Source organism: Streptomyces sp. LZ34 (assembly GCF_053890475.1).
Map to the genome: position 1 here is coordinate 78,937 of NZ_CM132680.1, position 15,505 is coordinate 94,441.

At 66.5% G+C, this 15,505-nt stretch carries 14 protein-coding genes; 9 read left to right on the forward strand and 5 right to left on the reverse strand.

Features of this window, described 5'->3' with window-relative positions; translation table 11 throughout:
* Positions 1-105 precede the first annotated feature (105 nt).
* Positions 106-5,070 carry a tetratricopeptide repeat protein gene (locus tag ACWY4P_RS00350; RefSeq protein WP_456208070.1) on the forward strand — a complete coding sequence of 1,655 codons (4,965 nt, stop codon included), beginning with the start codon at positions 106-108 and terminating at the stop codon, positions 5,068-5,070.
* A 38-nt stretch (positions 5,071-5,108) separates the two neighbouring features.
* Here ACWY4P_RS00350 and ACWY4P_RS00355 read toward each other — a convergent pair whose 3' ends face one another.
* Positions 5,109-5,531, reverse strand: coding sequence for an IS3 family transposase (locus ACWY4P_RS00355; protein ID WP_456208071.1), 423 nt, complete (start codon positions 5,529-5,531; stop codon positions 5,109-5,111).
* 166 nt (positions 5,532-5,697) lie between these two features.
* Positions 5,698-5,955 (reverse strand): transposase, encoded by a 258-nt coding sequence (locus tag ACWY4P_RS00360; protein WP_456208072.1) that lies wholly within the window; start codon positions 5,953-5,955, stop codon positions 5,698-5,700.
* 481 nt (positions 5,956-6,436) lie between these two features.
* On the opposite strand from ACWY4P_RS00360, the gene ACWY4P_RS00365 reads away from it, so the two are divergent.
* Positions 6,437-7,078: a hypothetical protein gene (locus ACWY4P_RS00365; protein WP_456213360.1), complete on the forward strand. Its 642-nt coding sequence runs from the start codon at positions 6,437-6,439 to the stop codon at positions 7,076-7,078.
* Positions 7,079-7,539: 461 nt separating this feature from the next.
* Here ACWY4P_RS00365 and ACWY4P_RS00370 read toward each other — a convergent pair whose 3' ends face one another.
* A complete protein-coding gene (locus tag ACWY4P_RS00370; RefSeq protein ID WP_456208073.1) occupies positions 7,540-7,641 on the reverse strand; it encodes a hypothetical protein in 102 nt (33 codons plus the stop codon).
* 484 nt (positions 7,642-8,125) lie between these two features.
* Here ACWY4P_RS00370 and ACWY4P_RS00375 point away from each other — a divergent pair, with 484 nt between their 5' ends.
* The 5 genes from ACWY4P_RS00375 (at position 8,126) to ACWY4P_RS00395 (ending at position 11,646) form a co-directional block, all read left to right on the forward strand.
* Positions 8,126-8,404: a polyprenyl synthetase gene (locus ACWY4P_RS00375; RefSeq protein ID WP_456208074.1), complete on the forward strand. Its 279-nt coding sequence runs from the start codon at positions 8,126-8,128 to the stop codon at positions 8,402-8,404.
* A complete protein-coding gene (locus tag ACWY4P_RS00380) occupies positions 8,394-9,449 on the forward strand; it encodes a polyprenyl synthetase family protein (RefSeq protein ID WP_456208075.1) in 1,056 nt (351 codons plus the stop codon). Before ACWY4P_RS00375 ends, ACWY4P_RS00380 begins: the two co-directional genes overlap by 11 nt.
* 98 nt (positions 9,450-9,547) lie before the next feature.
* Complete coding sequence (locus ACWY4P_RS00385; RefSeq protein WP_456208076.1) at positions 9,548-10,708, forward strand: oxygenase MpaB family protein; 1,161 nt, start codon at positions 9,548-9,550, stop codon at positions 10,706-10,708.
* Positions 10,709-11,013: 305 nt separating this feature from the next.
* On the forward strand, positions 11,014-11,388 hold the full coding sequence (locus ACWY4P_RS00390; protein ID WP_456208077.1) for a hypothetical protein: 375 nt from the start codon (positions 11,014-11,016) through the stop codon (positions 11,386-11,388).
* Between the two features lie 21 nt (positions 11,389-11,409).
* Entirely contained in the window at positions 11,410-11,646 is a 237-nt protein-coding gene (locus tag ACWY4P_RS00395) for a DUF2461 family protein (RefSeq protein ID WP_456208078.1), read from the forward strand.
* Positions 11,647-12,090: 444 nt separating this feature from the next.
* Here the strand turns inward: ACWY4P_RS00395 and ACWY4P_RS00400 are convergent, their stop codons facing one another.
* Entirely contained in the window at positions 12,091-12,747 is a 657-nt protein-coding gene (locus tag ACWY4P_RS00400) for an HNH endonuclease family protein (RefSeq protein ID WP_456208079.1), read from the reverse strand.
* A gap of 186 nt (positions 12,748-12,933) precedes the next feature.
* Here ACWY4P_RS00400 and ACWY4P_RS00405 point away from each other — a divergent pair, with 186 nt between their 5' ends.
* Positions 12,934-13,662: a DUF3761 domain-containing protein gene (locus ACWY4P_RS00405; protein ID WP_456208080.1), complete on the forward strand. Its 729-nt coding sequence runs from the start codon at positions 12,934-12,936 to the stop codon at positions 13,660-13,662.
* A 43-nt stretch (positions 13,663-13,705) separates the two neighbouring features.
* Complete coding sequence (locus tag ACWY4P_RS00410) at positions 13,706-14,332, forward strand: hypothetical protein (protein ID WP_456208081.1); 627 nt, start codon at positions 13,706-13,708, stop codon at positions 14,330-14,332.
* Positions 14,333-14,753: 421 nt separating this feature from the next.
* On the opposite strand, the gene ACWY4P_RS00415 is transcribed toward ACWY4P_RS00410, so the two are convergent.
* The gene (locus tag ACWY4P_RS00415; RefSeq protein ID WP_456208082.1) at positions 14,754-15,476 is read right to left on the reverse strand and encodes a helix-turn-helix domain containing protein; all 723 of its coding nucleotides are present in this window, start codon (positions 15,474-15,476) and stop codon (positions 14,754-14,756) included.
* Positions 15,477-15,505 lie beyond the last annotated feature (29 nt).

Genomic DNA, 15,505 nt, shown 5'->3' on the forward strand with positions numbered 1-15,505 from the left:
GTGGCTGGGCGGGGTCGTCTTTCACGGCTGGAGCTGATCGGGGAGAAGCGCCGTGCGGGGTTTGTGGGGCGTCACGGGGAGATAGCCGCGTTCCGGAGCAATCTGGTGGCTGATCCAGAGAGTGGTCCTGAGCTGCTGTTTCACGTCTCTGGCCCGTCCGGGGTCGGCAAGTCGACGCTGGTGCGGCAGTGGGCGGCTCTCGCGCGGAAGGCGGGGGCAGTCACCGCATGGGTGGATGAGGGGTGCGTCAGCGTCGTTGAGGCGATGGAGTCCATCAGCTCACAGCTCGCGTCGCAAGGGGCGACACTGAAAGGTTTCGACAAACAGCTCGGGCTGTACCGGCAGCGGAGGCACGAGGCCGAAGCCGTCATACCCGACGTCTCCGAGCCCAGCGGCGCGAGCGGCAGCCCAGAAGTATCCGCGCCAGTTCCTCCCTCCGCATCGAGCATGTTCGTCTCTCAGCTCGGTCTGGCGGGGGCGGGCATGGTGCCGGGGCTCGGGATGGTCACCGGAGCGATGGATCCCAATCGTGTGGCCGCGTCGATGGACCGGTGGCGAGCAGCGCTCAGCGCCCGTCTACGCAGCCACGACGATGTGCGACTGGTGATGTCGCCAGTGCAGGTGCTCACGCCGGTCTTCCTAGAGGAGTTGGCTGAAGCTGCGGGCCGGCAGGAGTGGGTGGTGCTCTTCTTCGACGCCTACGAGCGCACCGGCCCCGCGCTTGATGTATGGCTTCGGGATCTTGCCCTCAGCGACCAGTACGGGGAACTGCCGACAAACATCATCGTGGTCCTCGCCGGGCAAGGACATCTGGACCCTCGGTGCTGGGGCGAGCATATGAGTCTGATAGCAACCCTGCCGCTGGACGTCTTCACCGAGACTGAAGCTCGTCAATTCCTGACGACCAGACAGGTCACGGACGAGCGAGTGGTCGAAGTCATCCTCCAGCTTTCCGGCCGTCTGCCGGTCCTGCTGTCCCTGCTGGCCGAGTCCCGGCCTACCAAGGTGGAGGAGATCGGTGATGCCAGCGGCACGGCCGTAGAGCGATTCCTGAAGTGGGAAGCAGACCCTGCTCGGCGGGCTGCCGCACAAGTTTGCGCTTTGCCACAGGAGTTGAACGAGGACATCTACCGTGCTGCTGTCGAACCGGAAGCCGTCGACCTGTTCGATTGGCTGCGGGGCTTGTCCTTTGTCACCGACCGCAGTGGCCGCTGCCAGTACCACCAGGTTGTCCGCACCACCATGCTCCGCCTTCAACGTACCAAATCCCCCGCCCGCTGGCACCAACAGCACACCCACCTGGCCGACACCTTCCGAACCTGGCGTCACGAGCTCCAGAACGGCGCCCCCGTCCAAGACGTCCAGCAGTGGTGGGAGGACCGTCGCTGGCGCGAGCACAAGTTGCAAGAGACTTACCACCGCTTGTGCGCCACGCCTGAGCAAGCCCTGGCTGATGCACTGCGTGAACTCCTGGATGCCTATGACTATGGCACCGCCGCCCTCCGCCGCTGGGCGCAGATGCTCACTCAAGCGGGTCACGACACCAGCACCAGCACTCTCACCCACTGGGGGCAACAGATCCTCACTGCGCTGGAGGACACTTCCGGCCCCGGGATCGCCGCTTTGACGCTCCTGCTTCATCAGGACACCCTCGACGTCCCTGGCCGAGCTCTGGCATTCACCCTGCGTGGCCGAGACCGTCGCAACGCGGGACGCTACGAACAAGCCGTCAGCGACTACGAGGAAGCCTTCGCTTTGGTGCCTGGTTTCGCACGGGCCTACTTCGGCCGTGGTGAGACCTACCGGATTATGGGGCGCCACGACGACGCCCTCACGGACCTCAACCATGCAATCGGCCTCGATCCCGCTGACGCTGTCGCGATCGCCAGCCGCGGTCAGACCTACCGCGCCATGGGCCGCTTTGACGACGCCCTCACCGACCTTAACTACGCCATCCAACTCAACCCAAACCTCGACTGGGCCATAGCTGATCGTGGCGAAACATACCTGCTGATGGGCCGGTACGAGGAGGCCCTCAGCGACTTCAACCGTGCCATCGAACTCGACCCCAACTACAGCTGGGCCCTCGCCAACCGCAGCGAGACATACCGGCACTTGGAACGCTATGACGACGCCCTCACAGACCTGAACCACGCCATCCAACTCAACCCAAACCTCGAATGGGTCATCGCTGACCGCGGGCACACATACCGGCTCATGGGCCGGCACGAGGACGCCCTCACCGACTTCAACCGTGCCATCGAACTCGACCCCAACTACAGCTGGGCCCTCGCCAACCGCAGCGAGACATACCGGCACTTGGAACGCTATGACGACGCCCTCACAGACCTGAACCACGCCATCCAACTCAACCCAAACCTCGAATGGGTCATCGCTGACCGCGGGCACACATACCGGCTCATGGGCCGGCACGAGGACGCCCTCACCGACCTGAACCGCGCCATCGAACTCGACCCCAACTACAGCTGGGCCCTCGCCAACCGCGGCCAAACCTACCGGCTCATGGGACGCTACGAGGAAGCCCTCACCGACTTCACCCGCGCCATCCAACTCCAGCCAGACACGGACTGGGTCATCGCCGAGCGCGGCGAAACCTACCGGCTCATGGGACGCCACGAAGACGCCCTCACCGACTTCAATCATGCGGTCGAACTCGACCCCAATTACAGCTGGGCCATCGCCAGCCGCGGCCAAACCTACCGGCACATGGAACGCTACGAGGAAGCCCTCACCGACTTCACCCGCGCCATCAACCTCAAGCCAGACACGGACTGGGTCATCGCCGAGCGCGGCGAAACCTACCGGCTCATGGGACGCCACGAAGACGCCCTCACCGACCTGAACCGCGTCATCGAACTCGACCCCGACTACAGCTGGGCCATCGCCGACCGCGGCGAAACCCATCGGCTCATGGGACACTTCGAAGAAGCCCTCACCGACTTCACCCGCGCCATCAACCTCAAGCCAGACACGGACTGGGTCATCGCCGAGCGCGGCGAAACCTACCGCCGCATGGGACGCTACGAAGACGCCCTCACCGACTTCAACCACGCCATCGCCCTCAACCCCAACTACAGCTGGGCCATCGTCAGCCGCGGCCAAACCTACCGGCACATGGGACGCTACGAAGACGCCCTCACCGACCTGAACCGCGCCATCGAACTCGACCCCGACTACAGCTGGGCCATCGCCGACCGCGGCGAAACCCACCGGCTCATGGGACACTTCGAAGAAGCCCTCACCGACTTCACCCGCGCCATCAACCTCAAGCCCAACTACGACTTCGCCATCGTCAGCCGCGGCCAGACCTACCGGCACATGGAACGCTTCGAAGAAGCCCTCACCGACTTCACCCGCGCCATCAACCTCAAGCCCAACTACGACTTCGCCATCGTCAGCCGCGGCCAGACCTACCGGCACATGGAACGCTTCGAAGAAGCCCTCACCGACTTCAACCACGCCATCAACCTCAAGCCAGACACGGACTGGGTCATCGCCGAGCGCGGCGAAACCTACCGCCGCATGGGACGCTACGAAGACGCCCTCACCGACTTCAACCACGCCATCGCCCTCAACCCCAACTACAGCTGGGTCATCGTCAGCCGCGGCCAGACCTACCGGCACATGGAACGCTTCGAAGAAGCCCTCACCGACTTCAACCACGCCATCAACCTCAAGCCAGACACGGACTGGGTCATCGCCGAGCGCGGCGAAACCTACCGCCGCATGGGACGCTACGAAGACGCCCTCACCGACTTCAACCACGCCATCGCCCTCAACCCCAACTACAGCTGGGCCATCGTCAGCCGCGGCCAAACCTACCGGCACATGGGACGCTACGAAGACGCCCTCACCGACCTGAACCGCGCCATCGAACTCGACCCCGACTACAGCTGGGCCATCGCCGACCGCGGCGATACCCACCGGCTCATGGGACACTTCGAAGAAGCCCTCACCGACTTCACCCGCGCCATCAACCTCAAGCCCAACTACGACTTCGCCATCGTCAGCCGCGGCCAGACCTACCGGCACATGGAACGCTTCGAAGAAGCCCTCACCGACTTCACCCGCGCCATCAACCTCAAGCCCAACTACGACTTCGCCATCGTCAGCCGCGGCCAGACCTACCGGCACATGGAACGCTTCGAAGAAGCCCTCACCGACTTCAACCACGCCATCAACCTCAAGCCAGACACGGACTGGGTCATCGCCGAGCGCGGCGAAACCTACCGCCGCATGGGACGCTACGAAGACGCCCTCACCGACCTGAACCGCGCCATCGAACTCGACCCCGACTACAGCTGGGCCATCGCCGACCGCGGCGAAACCCACCGGCTCATGGGACACTTCGAAGAAGCCCTCACCGACTTCACCCGCGCCATCAACCTCAAGCCCAACTACGACTTCGCCATCGTCAGCCGCGGCCAGACCTACCGGCACATGGAACGCTTCGAAGAAGCCCTCACCGACTTCAACCACGCCATCAACCTCAAGCCAGACACGGACTGGGTCATCGCCGAGCGCGGCGAAACCTACCGCCGCATGGGACGCTACGAAGACGCCCTCACCGACTTCAACCACGCCATCGAGCGCGGCTTCGACCCACTCTTCCTTGTGGGGCGCGGCCAGATCTACCGCGCTATGGGCCAGTATGACAACGCGCTCACGGACCTCAACCGTGCCATCTACCTCGATCCGGATGAGGGCTGGGCGCAGTATGAGAAGGCGTTGGTGCTGCATGCTTTGGGTGAGCCTGGTCAGGAAGAATGGCTGGCACGGGCCGCTGAGGTTTTCAGGCGTGTGTCAGAGGAAGCCGGTCAGGAGGCTGCCTGGGGAAAGGCCAATCTGTTAGTTGTCATGTGTGCGCTGTCGTGTTGGGAACAAGCGGCCCAATGCCTGGACGATTTCCTAACTGGGGAGCCATCGACTGACTTGCTGGTCGAGGCAGTGAGGGATCTGGAGGAATTGGCGGATGCTATGCCCGCCCTCGCGGAGCGGCTATTGCCCTTCCGTGAGCGGATCGAAGAGGCACGGCAGCAGGCCGGTTGACCGGACCGTGGCTCCCGTTCAGCTTGCCGCGGTTGATGTCACGCCTCGAGCTCAGGGCGCGCTGGTGATCCTGTCCTGGGCTGTGTGTGTACCAGGGCGCTGCCCTCGTCGATCTGGCACCGGCAGCCTCGGCCTTCTTCCGGAGAAAGACTTTCCAGTGGGGCCTGTCGGTCGACCCGGCCGAGCAGCAGGCTTCGTCTCAGAGCGCTGCGGCCTGCCCCGACACTCCGGTCACCGTTCCGGGGCCGGCCCTGCCGCTTGTCGGGCCGGGTCAGCGAGCGGTGTCTTCGGCGCGTCACACCGGCGATCCCGCGCTCGCGCATGAGCCGCTCCAGCCGCTTGCGGTTGACTGCTCGTCCCAGCCGCCGCAGCTCAGCGGACACTCGTGGGACACCGTAGGCTCCTTTGAAGGCCAGGTAGATCACGGTGATCTCGTGAACGAGCGCGTCATCGGCACGCATCCGGGTCTACCGGGTCTGTTCCACCTCCGACCAGGCGTAGAACGAGGAACGGGCCACGTCCAGGACACGCACAGCAGAGCCACCGGATACGCGGCCTTCTCTGCGGCGATGAACCGGTAGACCTCGCTCACGGGTCGCTGTCCTGGGCGAAGAAGGCCGCCGCTTTTCAGGATCTCGATCGTCTTCTGCTGCTCGATGTTCTGCCTGCCAGCAGCTTGTGTTCCTCACCTTCCACGCTGGTCAGCTCGCCCGTGTTGTCCTCGCCGCGGTCGATCCGGTCGCGTTTGACCCAGCCACGCAGGCTCTCCGAGCTCACCCCCAGATCCCGCACGACCTCCGTGATCGTCTTGCCGGGGGAACGGGCGAGAGCGATCGCGTCCCGCTTGAACTCCTCCGAATCCCGCTTGGAATACTGGCTGCCCACCTGGCACTACTTTCTCTGGAACCTCATGTCCCGGTCTCCAGTCACACGGAGAAGCTTCACCACACGTGTCCACCACCACGCCGACGTGGACGCCCTCGCCCGTCTGTGCGGGCACTCCCACCACCAGACCGCAGAGTTGCTCGACCGGCTGGCGCCCCCCCCCTCATCCTGACCGCCTGGCACCACCACCGGGACACCGACGACGTCCTGTGGCAGCTCCCCCACGAGTGCCCTCCAATCCGCTCTGCACTACGCCCCGAGCAGCAGCATGTGCGCCAGCCTTGAAGCTCAGCTCGAGCAAAAGACATCACTCAAGAGAAACAACACACTTCACTCATCCGTACTATCTCTGTGCTGGGCTGTTCACAGCAGTGACCGCCGCTGCCTTCAGACACCAGTCTGAGAACACACGCGCGTGGCGCTCTACGCCTGCGTCAAAGACCTGGCACACCCAGCCAGGGAACAGAGAAAGGTCAACCTCATGTCGGAGAGCACAACGGCCACCACCGAGCTGACGTCGCAGTACGCAGCCCAGGTGGCCAGCGACCTCGAACGCAATGCCAAGGAGCAGGAACGCATCAGCGCGGACATCGCCGCACTGCAGGAGCAGCTGGCTGCCCTGCAGCATGACCACTCCGTGCTGGTCAACGTGCAGCAGGCGCTTGGCGTTTCGCCCACGCCGGTTCAGCCTGCGGCCACCCCGAGCAGCTCCACCGTGCCCGTTCCCCGTAAGGGGACCTCTGGTGAGCCCGGTGCCGGCAAGCGGAAGCGCGCGAAGAAGGCCGACACCGTACAGGTCCGCACGGCAGCCAAGAAATCGGACGCCAAGAAGCCCGCGGACAAGGCCACAGCGCCGAAGACGACCCAACCCACGCTCGTCGAACTCGTCCGCAGCCACCTCACCGAACAGGGCGAACCGCGCTCCGCGGCGGAAGTAGCCACCGCCCTCGGCCAGGCCCATCCCGAGCGCGGCATCAAACCCACCGTCGTGCGCACCACCCTCGAAGGGCTCGTCGCCAAGAACCAGGCCCAGCGCAGCAAGCAGGGCGCATCCGTCTTCTACACCGCCCCCCACACGGACGCACCGGCCCAGGACGAGGCGCGATCCGAGCAGGCCGAGTAAGACCGCTGGGGAGCAGGCTGCCGCGGCGGCGGCAGCCGGCCCGGCGTACGTACCTGGGGCCCGCGTCGAGGCCAAGGCGATCTGTCTCCTGCGTCCGAGACCGGCGAGGAAGAGGGGGAACCTGGGCGAGCGGGCTGACCGCGAACCCGATGATGACCTTCCGCCCGACGCCGAACTGGCGGGCGATCTTCGGAGCGAACAGCGCGCGCCGACCAGGCTCCCGACACCGCCGAACCGGTGACCACGCCGGAGGCGGTCGGGCTGGCCCCGAGGCCGGTGAGAGGTTCTTCTGGCTGAAGCGGTGAACCGCCGACGGTGACCGGGCAGGGGCCAGTTGTCTGGGAAGACCGAGCTGACGGATACAGCGGGGCATCTGGCGATGCGATGCGGCTCAGCACCAGTTCCGCAGCGCCCGGTCGGGTCGGCATATGTCGCAGACCGCTACGTCACGGCTCATCGATCTACCACAGCAGCAGGTCCGCGAACTGGATTGTCTCGGCTGCCTCGATCGGGTCGTTGAAGTCGACGGTGCGGTGGCTGGACGGGTTCTTGAACTCGCCCATGGCGCCGGCGAACAGCGCGGAGGCTGCTTCCTGCTCCCCGCCCTCGACACCGCGTCGGTGAGCGGCCCGCCCTTGCCGTTCCTGTGCGGCTGGAACGCCGCACGCATCAAGTGCACGCCGACCAGGGAGTGTCGAGTTCGGAGGCGTCCCGGACGGCGACCTCGACCGCTTTCATAGCGGCGAAGCTCGCCGTCTCTAGAAGGAGCGCGACATCCCGGGTCGGCAACCCCAGGATCTGTTCCGTGTCAACTGGCGGTGCGGACTATCCGAAGCCCCCGTGACCTGTGTCACTCAAAGTTCGATGGCACTGCTCAACCTTCGTTGTCACAGGACAGTTTCGTGCCATCGAAGTCTGAGCAGCATGGAGTGCGGGTGCGGGACTGCAGCAGCTGTGATCCGTACGGTCGAGCGACGTGTGACGCGACGCTCGGAAGGACGACGTGTGACCGGCGCTGCCTGGACGTGCGGTGGGTGGGGAGATGCCATGACGCAGGAAGCGGGACGGGGCGGGGGCCTGGACGGCAAGGCGGTGCTGCTGGCGGCCGGGCTGGCCGATCTGGCAGTGAGCACACTGGGTGCGGCCCTGGGGACGGTGCGGGGGCTGCTGCGCCGCTCGGACGCCGCGGAGCTGGCGGCGGAGGCCGGGGACGACCTGATGGCGCGTGGGCGCCTGGTGCTGGACCGGTACGCGGCCGTACCCCCGGCCCACCTGGAGATCCTCGCCCAGCACGCCCTGGCTCGGAAGACCGCTGATGATGTCTGACCGGTGGGAGCCGGCCGCGTTCAAGATCCGCGTCGACGAGGTACTGCACCGGTTCGTCGCCCAGGAGGCCGACCAATTCGCGGCGATTGATCCGCTCCTGGGCCCGGTGGCCGAGCAGCTGGAGGCGGCAGTAGCGGACGGCAAACGGATGCGAGCGGCATTCTGCTATTGGGGCTGGCGTGCGGTGGGACAGCCGGACAGCGACGCGCTGGTGCGGGCGGCGGCCTCCATGGAGCTGGTGCACGCCGCCGCGGTCGTGCACGACGACCTCATCGACGACAGCCCGCTGCGGCACGGGCGCCCCACTGCACATGTCGCCCTGAGCGGTGCCGTACGGCGTCGCCCGCGCGCCGACGCCGCCGCGAGGTCGCTGGCGATGCTGGTGGGAGACCTGCTGATGGCGCTGGCCGGGCAGTTGTTCGCCACTAGCGGTCTGCCCGCCGCGTACCTCGCCCGGGCCCGCCCCCTGTGGTCGGTGATGGCCCGCGAGCTGATCGCGGGCGAGTGCCTGGAGATCCTGCGTACCGGAGCCGGTCCGGACACCACAGCGTCGCTGAAGGTGATCCGCTACAAGACGGCCAAGTACACCGTCGAGCAGCCCTTGCTGATTGGCGGCGCCCTGGCCGGGGCCGGCGCGCGGCTGCGCGCGGGCTACTGCGCGTACGGGCTGCCGCTGGGCGAGGCGTTCCAGCTGCGGGACGACCTGCTCGGCCTGTTCGGAGATCCGGAACGCACCGGCAAGGCCAACGCCGACGATGTGCGTGGCCACCGGCCCACGGCCCTGCTGGCAGAGACCTGGCGTCTCGCCCGCGACGAGGACCGGGAGGGGCTCCGCGCAGTACTGGGCCGACGCGACCTGGACGCGGAGGATCTGGATGCGGTCCGCGAGATGATGCGCCGGCTCAGGGCACCCGACCGCATCGAGGACATGATCAGCGCGCGGGTCGAGGAAGCGCTCGGTGTCCTCCACGAGCTGGATGTACCAGCGCACGCTGCCGCTGCCCTGACCGCGCTGGCGCATGCGGCGGCGGTCCGCCTGTCCTGACCCTCGCACCGGGGTGGCACAGATCCGTGCTCTCCACGGCCGCCGGCCATCCCGCCGACCGTGGACGGTCCCGTGGAAGACAAGGAGCGAGCCCTGCCATGACCTACACCGAGGCGTCGATGGACGCCCTGCGGCAAGCCGGTGACGAACTGGCCGACACCACCGTCGCCGCACTGTTCGAACGCGGGGAGGTGGGCATGTTCAACAGCCTGATGCGCTACGTCTCCACCGCCGGCGCTCCCCTGCCGGACGGGCTGCCCGACGTGGCGCGGGACTACCTCAAGGCCACCCGGGTCCCGCCGTCCTGGGTGGACTGGGCGGAGATGGAGAAGGCTCGGCTGTTCTTCATCGACAACAACGTGCACATCTCCACCGCGCTGTCCTTCGCCTCCATGCCCGCCTGCTATGTCGTCCCGCACGTGGCGAAACTGCTGTCGGCCGCCCACGGGCTGAAGTACCCCTCCAAGCGCATGGCGGAGACCGGCCAGTTCACCGTCTACCTGATGCAGCCCGACGCCTTCGAGGCCGGCAGCCGTTTCATCCCCGCCGCCCAGAAGGTGCGCCTTCTGCACGCCTCCATCCGCCACCACCTCAAACGCGAGAACCGGTGGGCCACCGACGTGCTGGGGGTGCCGATCTGCCAGGAGGACATGATCGGCGGGCAGATGTTCTTCTCGCTGCTCGTGCTGGACAGCCTGCACCGTCTCGGCATCCACATGTCGCAGGAAGGCGCGGAAGCCTACTACTACGCCTGGCGCGTGGTCGGTGCCATGCTCGGCGTCGACCAGGACGCCGTCCCCAAGACCCTCGACGAGGCGCGCCGGTTCCTCGACCTGTACATGGTCCGGCACATGGGGCCTTCCGAGGAGGGCACGCACCTGACCCGGCAGCTCATCGACCTCTACGAAGAGGTGGTGCCCGGCACCCTCTTCGACCCGATCGTCTCCGCCCTCATCCGCTACCTCATCGGCGACACCTGCGCCGACTGGCTCAACGTGCCGCACACCCCGTGGGACACCGTCGTCAAGGCCGTGCCCCACCTCCTCAGCGTCCTGGAAACCATCGAGGACCACTCCCCGCTCGGCGCCTGGGCCCTGGACCGCCTCGGCCACCTCACCACCGTCTTCGAGCTGTCCTCCCTCACCCGCGGCCGCGTCATGCACTACGCCATCCCCGAACAACTCAAGAAGGACTACGGCATCTCCAGCACGGTGCCGCGTACCCAGCAGTGGACCCCACCGGCCGCCACAGTCTCTTGATCACCCACGCGCTCAAACGCGGCCACCCGTACGGAGTCGAGGTCCAGCACCGAGGCCCACGCAGGGAAGTCCACGGCGTTCGCGCTGCTCAAGGTGAGAGGGGCCAGCTCACGGGAGACCAGCTCGGCCCAGAAGGGCAACTACTCCTTCGCGGGCAGTTCCTCGTTCAACACCTTCAGCCACATCCGCACACCCCCGGAATCGCCGCTCCGACGACCCTGTCGTGGCCCTGGCCCATGCGCCCCGGACCTCCTGCGCTGTGCCCAACCCTGTCCAGTCGACGCTTTGGCTTTATCGTGCCCCGCATGAGCAGACGGTTCACCGGCTGGCCAGAGCAAGCCATGGATGTGTTGCTGCGCCTTCAGGGCGAGCCATCACACGCAGTGCGCGAGCAGTGCCGCGCGGATCGCGAACGTCTCGTCCGGCAGCCGATGATCGCGCTGCTGAATGATGTGGCAGACGCCGATCCCCGGTACGAGGACTTCTCCGTTTGGCACTACCGCACGAACTCCTGGTGGTGGCAGCATCAGGGCGCGGTGATCCGCCTCGGCCGCAAGATCGAGATCGGTCTGCGGTTCGACCTGGACGGCCTGCGGATCCAGGGCGCTTGGTGGTATCCAGACCCTGGACAGGTCGCCCTGTTCCGCAAGGGCGTCGCCGCCGAGGGCAGCGGCCGTTAACTGGCCGCCATCATTGAGGACTTGAGGAAGAAGGGCTACGACATGTCCGGGGACGTGATGAAACACGCCCCGCGGGGTTATCCGTCCGGCCACTGCCGTATGGACTTGCTGCGCCACCGCTCACTGATCGCTGCCCGCCCCCTCGGCTGCGACGACTGGCTGCACACCCCGGAAGCCGTCGGCAAAGTCCTCTCGGCCGCCAATGACCTCGACGCCATGCTCACGTGGCTGGTCCGTTACGTGAAGCGCTCCGCCTGACTCAAGCAAGAGGAGCCAGCGTCGACACCATCAGAGAAACTGGTGCACGTCGCTAACAGACCGTCCGTACAGACCCTCTCCCCCAGCCGTCGCCGAGCTCAGGCGCTGCTCACACCATCGGCAGACAGAACACGCTGAACACGGCCCGATGCAGCACTGGGGTGAGTTGGCGTTGGCGCTCGTACCGCAGCCCGCCGCCACGGCCGTATCGTTGTCGGACGCGGCGGCGACTGCCGGGCTGGCGAGCAGCAGCACGCCGACGGCCAGTCCTACGGCGGCATGCCGGAATGTGTTGATCGTGTTCATGAGCGAGATGCATCCCCCTTGAGGCGCGCCCCGAGTGATCTTTCATGCACTCTTAGCGACGGGCGCACGGGTTGGGGGTGGCACGCACCTCACTCCGACGCAAGGCACAATGTCGGCCATAGGGTCATGAGTTACCAGTCAGCGGGCGAGGGCCACCGTCAGCTCCTCGTTCGGGCACCCGGCCGCCAGTTGCTTCAGGGCTGCGGCCTCGCGTGGATCCACCGACAGGCCCCAGCGGGTCTTCACCACCGTCCAGTCGGTGACGTACCGGCACCGAGCGAGGTCCGGCAGCCACTCGGCCGGGTCCTTGTCGGCCTTCGCCTGGTTGACGTTGTCCGTCACCGCCGCCAGCGCCCGCTCGTCGCCCAAGTCGTTGGCGTAGGCGTTCCGCTCTCCCGCCGTCCAGGTGGAGGCTCCGGAGTCCCACGCCTCGGCGAGCGGGACGACATGATCGATGTCGAGGTCGTTGGGATCGGTCCAGGTCTCGCCGTCGTACCACGAGTACCAGCTGCCGCCGGTGAGCCGGCATCGTGGGGCGACCTGGGGCGCGATGACGGCTTCGGAGATCAGTACCTCGTGGCGCGTGTTACAGCCGTCGTGGTCTTCGTCCAGCCACAGCTTGAACTTGTCGCGGGTGTAACCGTCCCGGTTCTCGTCCGCGACCGGCAGGTCGGTGATCGCCTGCCGCGCGGTCGTGTGCACCACGTCGCCCGGGTCCGCCGACGCCGTAGGCGCCGAGCCGGCCAGAACTGCCGCTGCCGCAATACCGACCGCTACTGCCCTGAGTTTTCCCATGCTGCTCCTCCTCGATGGGGGTCAGCACGGTCGTATCGCGGCCGGCTGAGAAGGCGGTCGAGAACAACAGGAGGGTCACTCAAGGGTCACAACAAGGCATGATCCACAAATCGGGATGTCATACCACTGTCCGGAGTGTGCGAACATACCGCCCTCAGTAGTGACACGAGTGACCTTGGGGGGACCATGAGTCAGCCTGCCTCGGGCGACAGACAAGACAAGAAGAAGACCGCACTCGGCTGCGGATGCCTCGGCCTGCTGGCGTTAGTTGTGATCGGCGGCATCGGCGCCGCACTCGACGACGGCGACAAAGCGCAGGACGACAAGCCGGCCGTCGCCGCGAAGAGCAGCTCGCCTGCCGCAACGCACAGCGTCTCGCGCAGCCCTTCACCTACTCCGGCAGTCGCGAAGAGCGCCACGCCGACCACGGTGAAGGTGTCCCTGCCCGACTTCACCGGCCAGGGCCTCCAGGACGCGCAGGACGCAGCCCAAGAACTGGGCTTCTACCGGCTCAAGAGCCATGATCTGTCTGGGCTCGACCGGTTTCAGATGTGGGACCGCAACTGGCAGGTGTGCTCCCAGAGCCCGAAGCCTGGCCGCTTCAGCGCCGAGCGCACGATCACCTTCAACGTGGTGAAGACCGACGAGCTCTGCTCGTACCGCGCCGACGCCTCCACTGATGGGGCCAGCGACACGGACGACTCATCGGCCGGCAGCGGCAGCGGCAGCGGCAGCGGCAGCGGCAGCGGCTCATCATCCGGCAGATCCTCGTCGTCCAGCTCCGGGGGCGGTACTTCCTCCGGTGGCGCAAGCAATGGAGCAACAGCCCTCTGCCGAGACGGCAGCCTGTCCTACGCCGCCCACCATCAGGGCGCATGCTCGCACCACGGCGGCGTCGCCGAGTTCTACAAGTGACCAGCCCGGGTCGCTTCTCTCATCACACACATCTGGGGGATCGATGCGTATACGCATCATCGCGGCCGTCATCCTGGCTGCGGCGCTGCCGCTCACCGCATGCAGCAGCGAGGACAGCGGGGATGCGAAGGCCGCTACGCCACAGTCGGAACTCGCCTGCTCCAGCTCGAAGATCACGCACGTGGAGTGGCTCAAGCGCTGCCAGGCAGAGGAGTCGAAGGCCGAGGCGGGGGACGGCAAGCCCGCGAAGGAGACGTCCAAGCAGCCCCTCGATGTCGGCGACAGCGGCACGTTCACCTTCACCGACTCCTACACGGAGAAGAAGACGACATTCAAGGTGACCGTCAACGAGCTCAAGTACGTTGGTCAGTCCGCGGAGGACGACACCACCAGCCCCGCCGAGGGCCAGTACGTGCGCCTCGGTATCACCCTCAAGAACATCGGGCAGAACCAGGCCCACCTCCTGACCTACGGCTTGATCGAGTGGGAGGACGCGGACACCGCAGCCCAGGACGCCACCACCCTCAACGTCCCTGAAGGTCCCGACCTGGACACGAAGTACAAGCCAGGGCAGGCGGTGACCGGGAAGCTCATCCTGGACGTGCCAGAGCGCGGCGGAGTACTCAACTACACCGACGGCAGCGGGTTCACCGTGAAGCTGCCCAAGTAGTCCCAGACGGCAAAGCGTCCCGCCCTCCCAGTAGGAGAGCGGGACGCCGCGCTATGAGGATCAGCCCTCCCAGGGCCAGCGAGCGTCGCGACCAGCTTCGAGCAGCGGGATCATGCGGAACGCTGCGTCGATCAGGCCACCGACCGTGTGCCTGTTGCCGCTGCCCGATGGGGCATGGGTCCAGGCCGACGGCATCCCGGTAGGCGGCGAGGCGGGAGTCCAGCCGCTGGACCCCGATCCGCGGGCCTCGCCTCACGCCACTCCCCCACTCGCGGGCTCTGGCCTGCACAAAAGTGACAGGATCTACAGGGTCCCTACCAGCATGCTCGGCAACCGGCTGTGCTCCACAGGAACGACGGTATTTACCTGGCTCTTCTGTCACAGCATGGGGCAGGGCACCGGAGAGGGTCGGTTGCCCGGGTCAGCGGGGGCGCCAGGTGCGGACTTCGAGATAGATGATCTCGGCATCGGGACGGATGCGTCCGGTCTCAGCCAGCCATTGGTGCACGGCTGCGGTGACGTCGCCGTCCGCCGCGTCGACGCGGCGGGCGAAGTCGGTGGCGTCGAAACCGCCGCTGGTGGCGGAGCCGTAGGAGCGTTCTTCGGTGTGATCGGCGCGCTGGATGACGTTTCGACGGATGCCGGGTGAATCGGTGCGGCTGCCGGAGGGGTGCAGGTAGCCAGTCTTGGCCAGGCGGACGGTGAAAGCCACGCGCAGGCCGCGGCGGGCGGCTTCGGCGATCAGGGGGCGCAGGCGGGTGGAGCCGGAGGCGATGGCCTGGGCTGCGACGCGGCCGGTGCCGGTGCCGGTGGGGGTGATCAGGACGGCTTTGGTGCGTACTCGGGCGCGGGTGCCGGAGGCGGTGGTGCGGCGGGTGGTGTGCCGCGCGGCGATGGCGGCGAGTTCAGGCAGGTCGGTGATGCCTCCGGTCTCGATGGCTGTGAGGACTTCGCGTAGGGCGGTGACGAAGGCCGCTCCTTTGCTTTTGGTGTAGAACTGGGAGACCAGGGAGGGGTCGCGATCGATGATGCGGGCGATGTCGCGTTTGGTGTAACCGGCTGCTTGGAGGCGGGTGGCGAGGCGGGCGGCCTCGTTTACTGCGCCCCGGGTTGCTGGCTGGTTGCGGCGGGAGCGGGGTGGCATCAGGCCTCCTGGCCGGTGGCGGTGAGGGT

What these genes read in the sequence shown, in the direction of transcription:
- ACWY4P_RS00390 (WP_456208077.1), top strand. Translation starts at nt 11,014, where the DNA reads ATGAGCAGACGGTTCACCGGCTGGCCAGAGCAAGCCATGGATGTGTTG.
- ACWY4P_RS00355 (WP_456208071.1), bottom strand. Translation starts at nt 5,531, where the DNA reads ATGCGTGCCGATGACGCGCTCGTTCACGAGATCACCGTGATCTACCTG.
- ACWY4P_RS00375 (WP_456208074.1), top strand. Translation starts at nt 8,126, where the DNA reads ATGACGCAGGAAGCGGGACGGGGCGGGGGCCTGGACGGCAAGGCGGTG.
- ACWY4P_RS00405 (WP_456208080.1), top strand. Translation starts at nt 12,934, where the DNA reads ATGAGTCAGCCTGCCTCGGGCGACAGACAAGACAAGAAGAAGACCGCA.
- ACWY4P_RS00400 (WP_456208079.1), bottom strand. Translation starts at nt 12,747, where the DNA reads ATGGGAAAACTCAGGGCAGTAGCGGTCGGTATTGCGGCAGCGGCAGTT.
- ACWY4P_RS00415 (WP_456208082.1), bottom strand. Translation starts at nt 15,476, where the DNA reads ATGCCACCCCGCTCCCGCCGCAACCAGCCAGCAACCCGGGGCGCAGTA.
- ACWY4P_RS00370 (WP_456208073.1), bottom strand. Translation starts at nt 7,641, where the DNA reads ATGGGCGAGTTCAAGAACCCGTCCAGCCACCGCACCGTCGACTTCAAC.
- ACWY4P_RS00380 (WP_456208075.1), top strand. Translation starts at nt 8,394, where the DNA reads ATGATGTCTGACCGGTGGGAGCCGGCCGCGTTCAAGATCCGCGTCGAC.
- ACWY4P_RS00410 (WP_456208081.1), top strand. Translation starts at nt 13,706, where the DNA reads ATGCGTATACGCATCATCGCGGCCGTCATCCTGGCTGCGGCGCTGCCG.
- ACWY4P_RS00365 (WP_456213360.1), top strand. Translation starts at nt 6,437, where the DNA reads ATGTCGGAGAGCACAACGGCCACCACCGAGCTGACGTCGCAGTACGCA.
- ACWY4P_RS00385 (WP_456208076.1), top strand. Translation starts at nt 9,548, where the DNA reads ATGACCTACACCGAGGCGTCGATGGACGCCCTGCGGCAAGCCGGTGAC.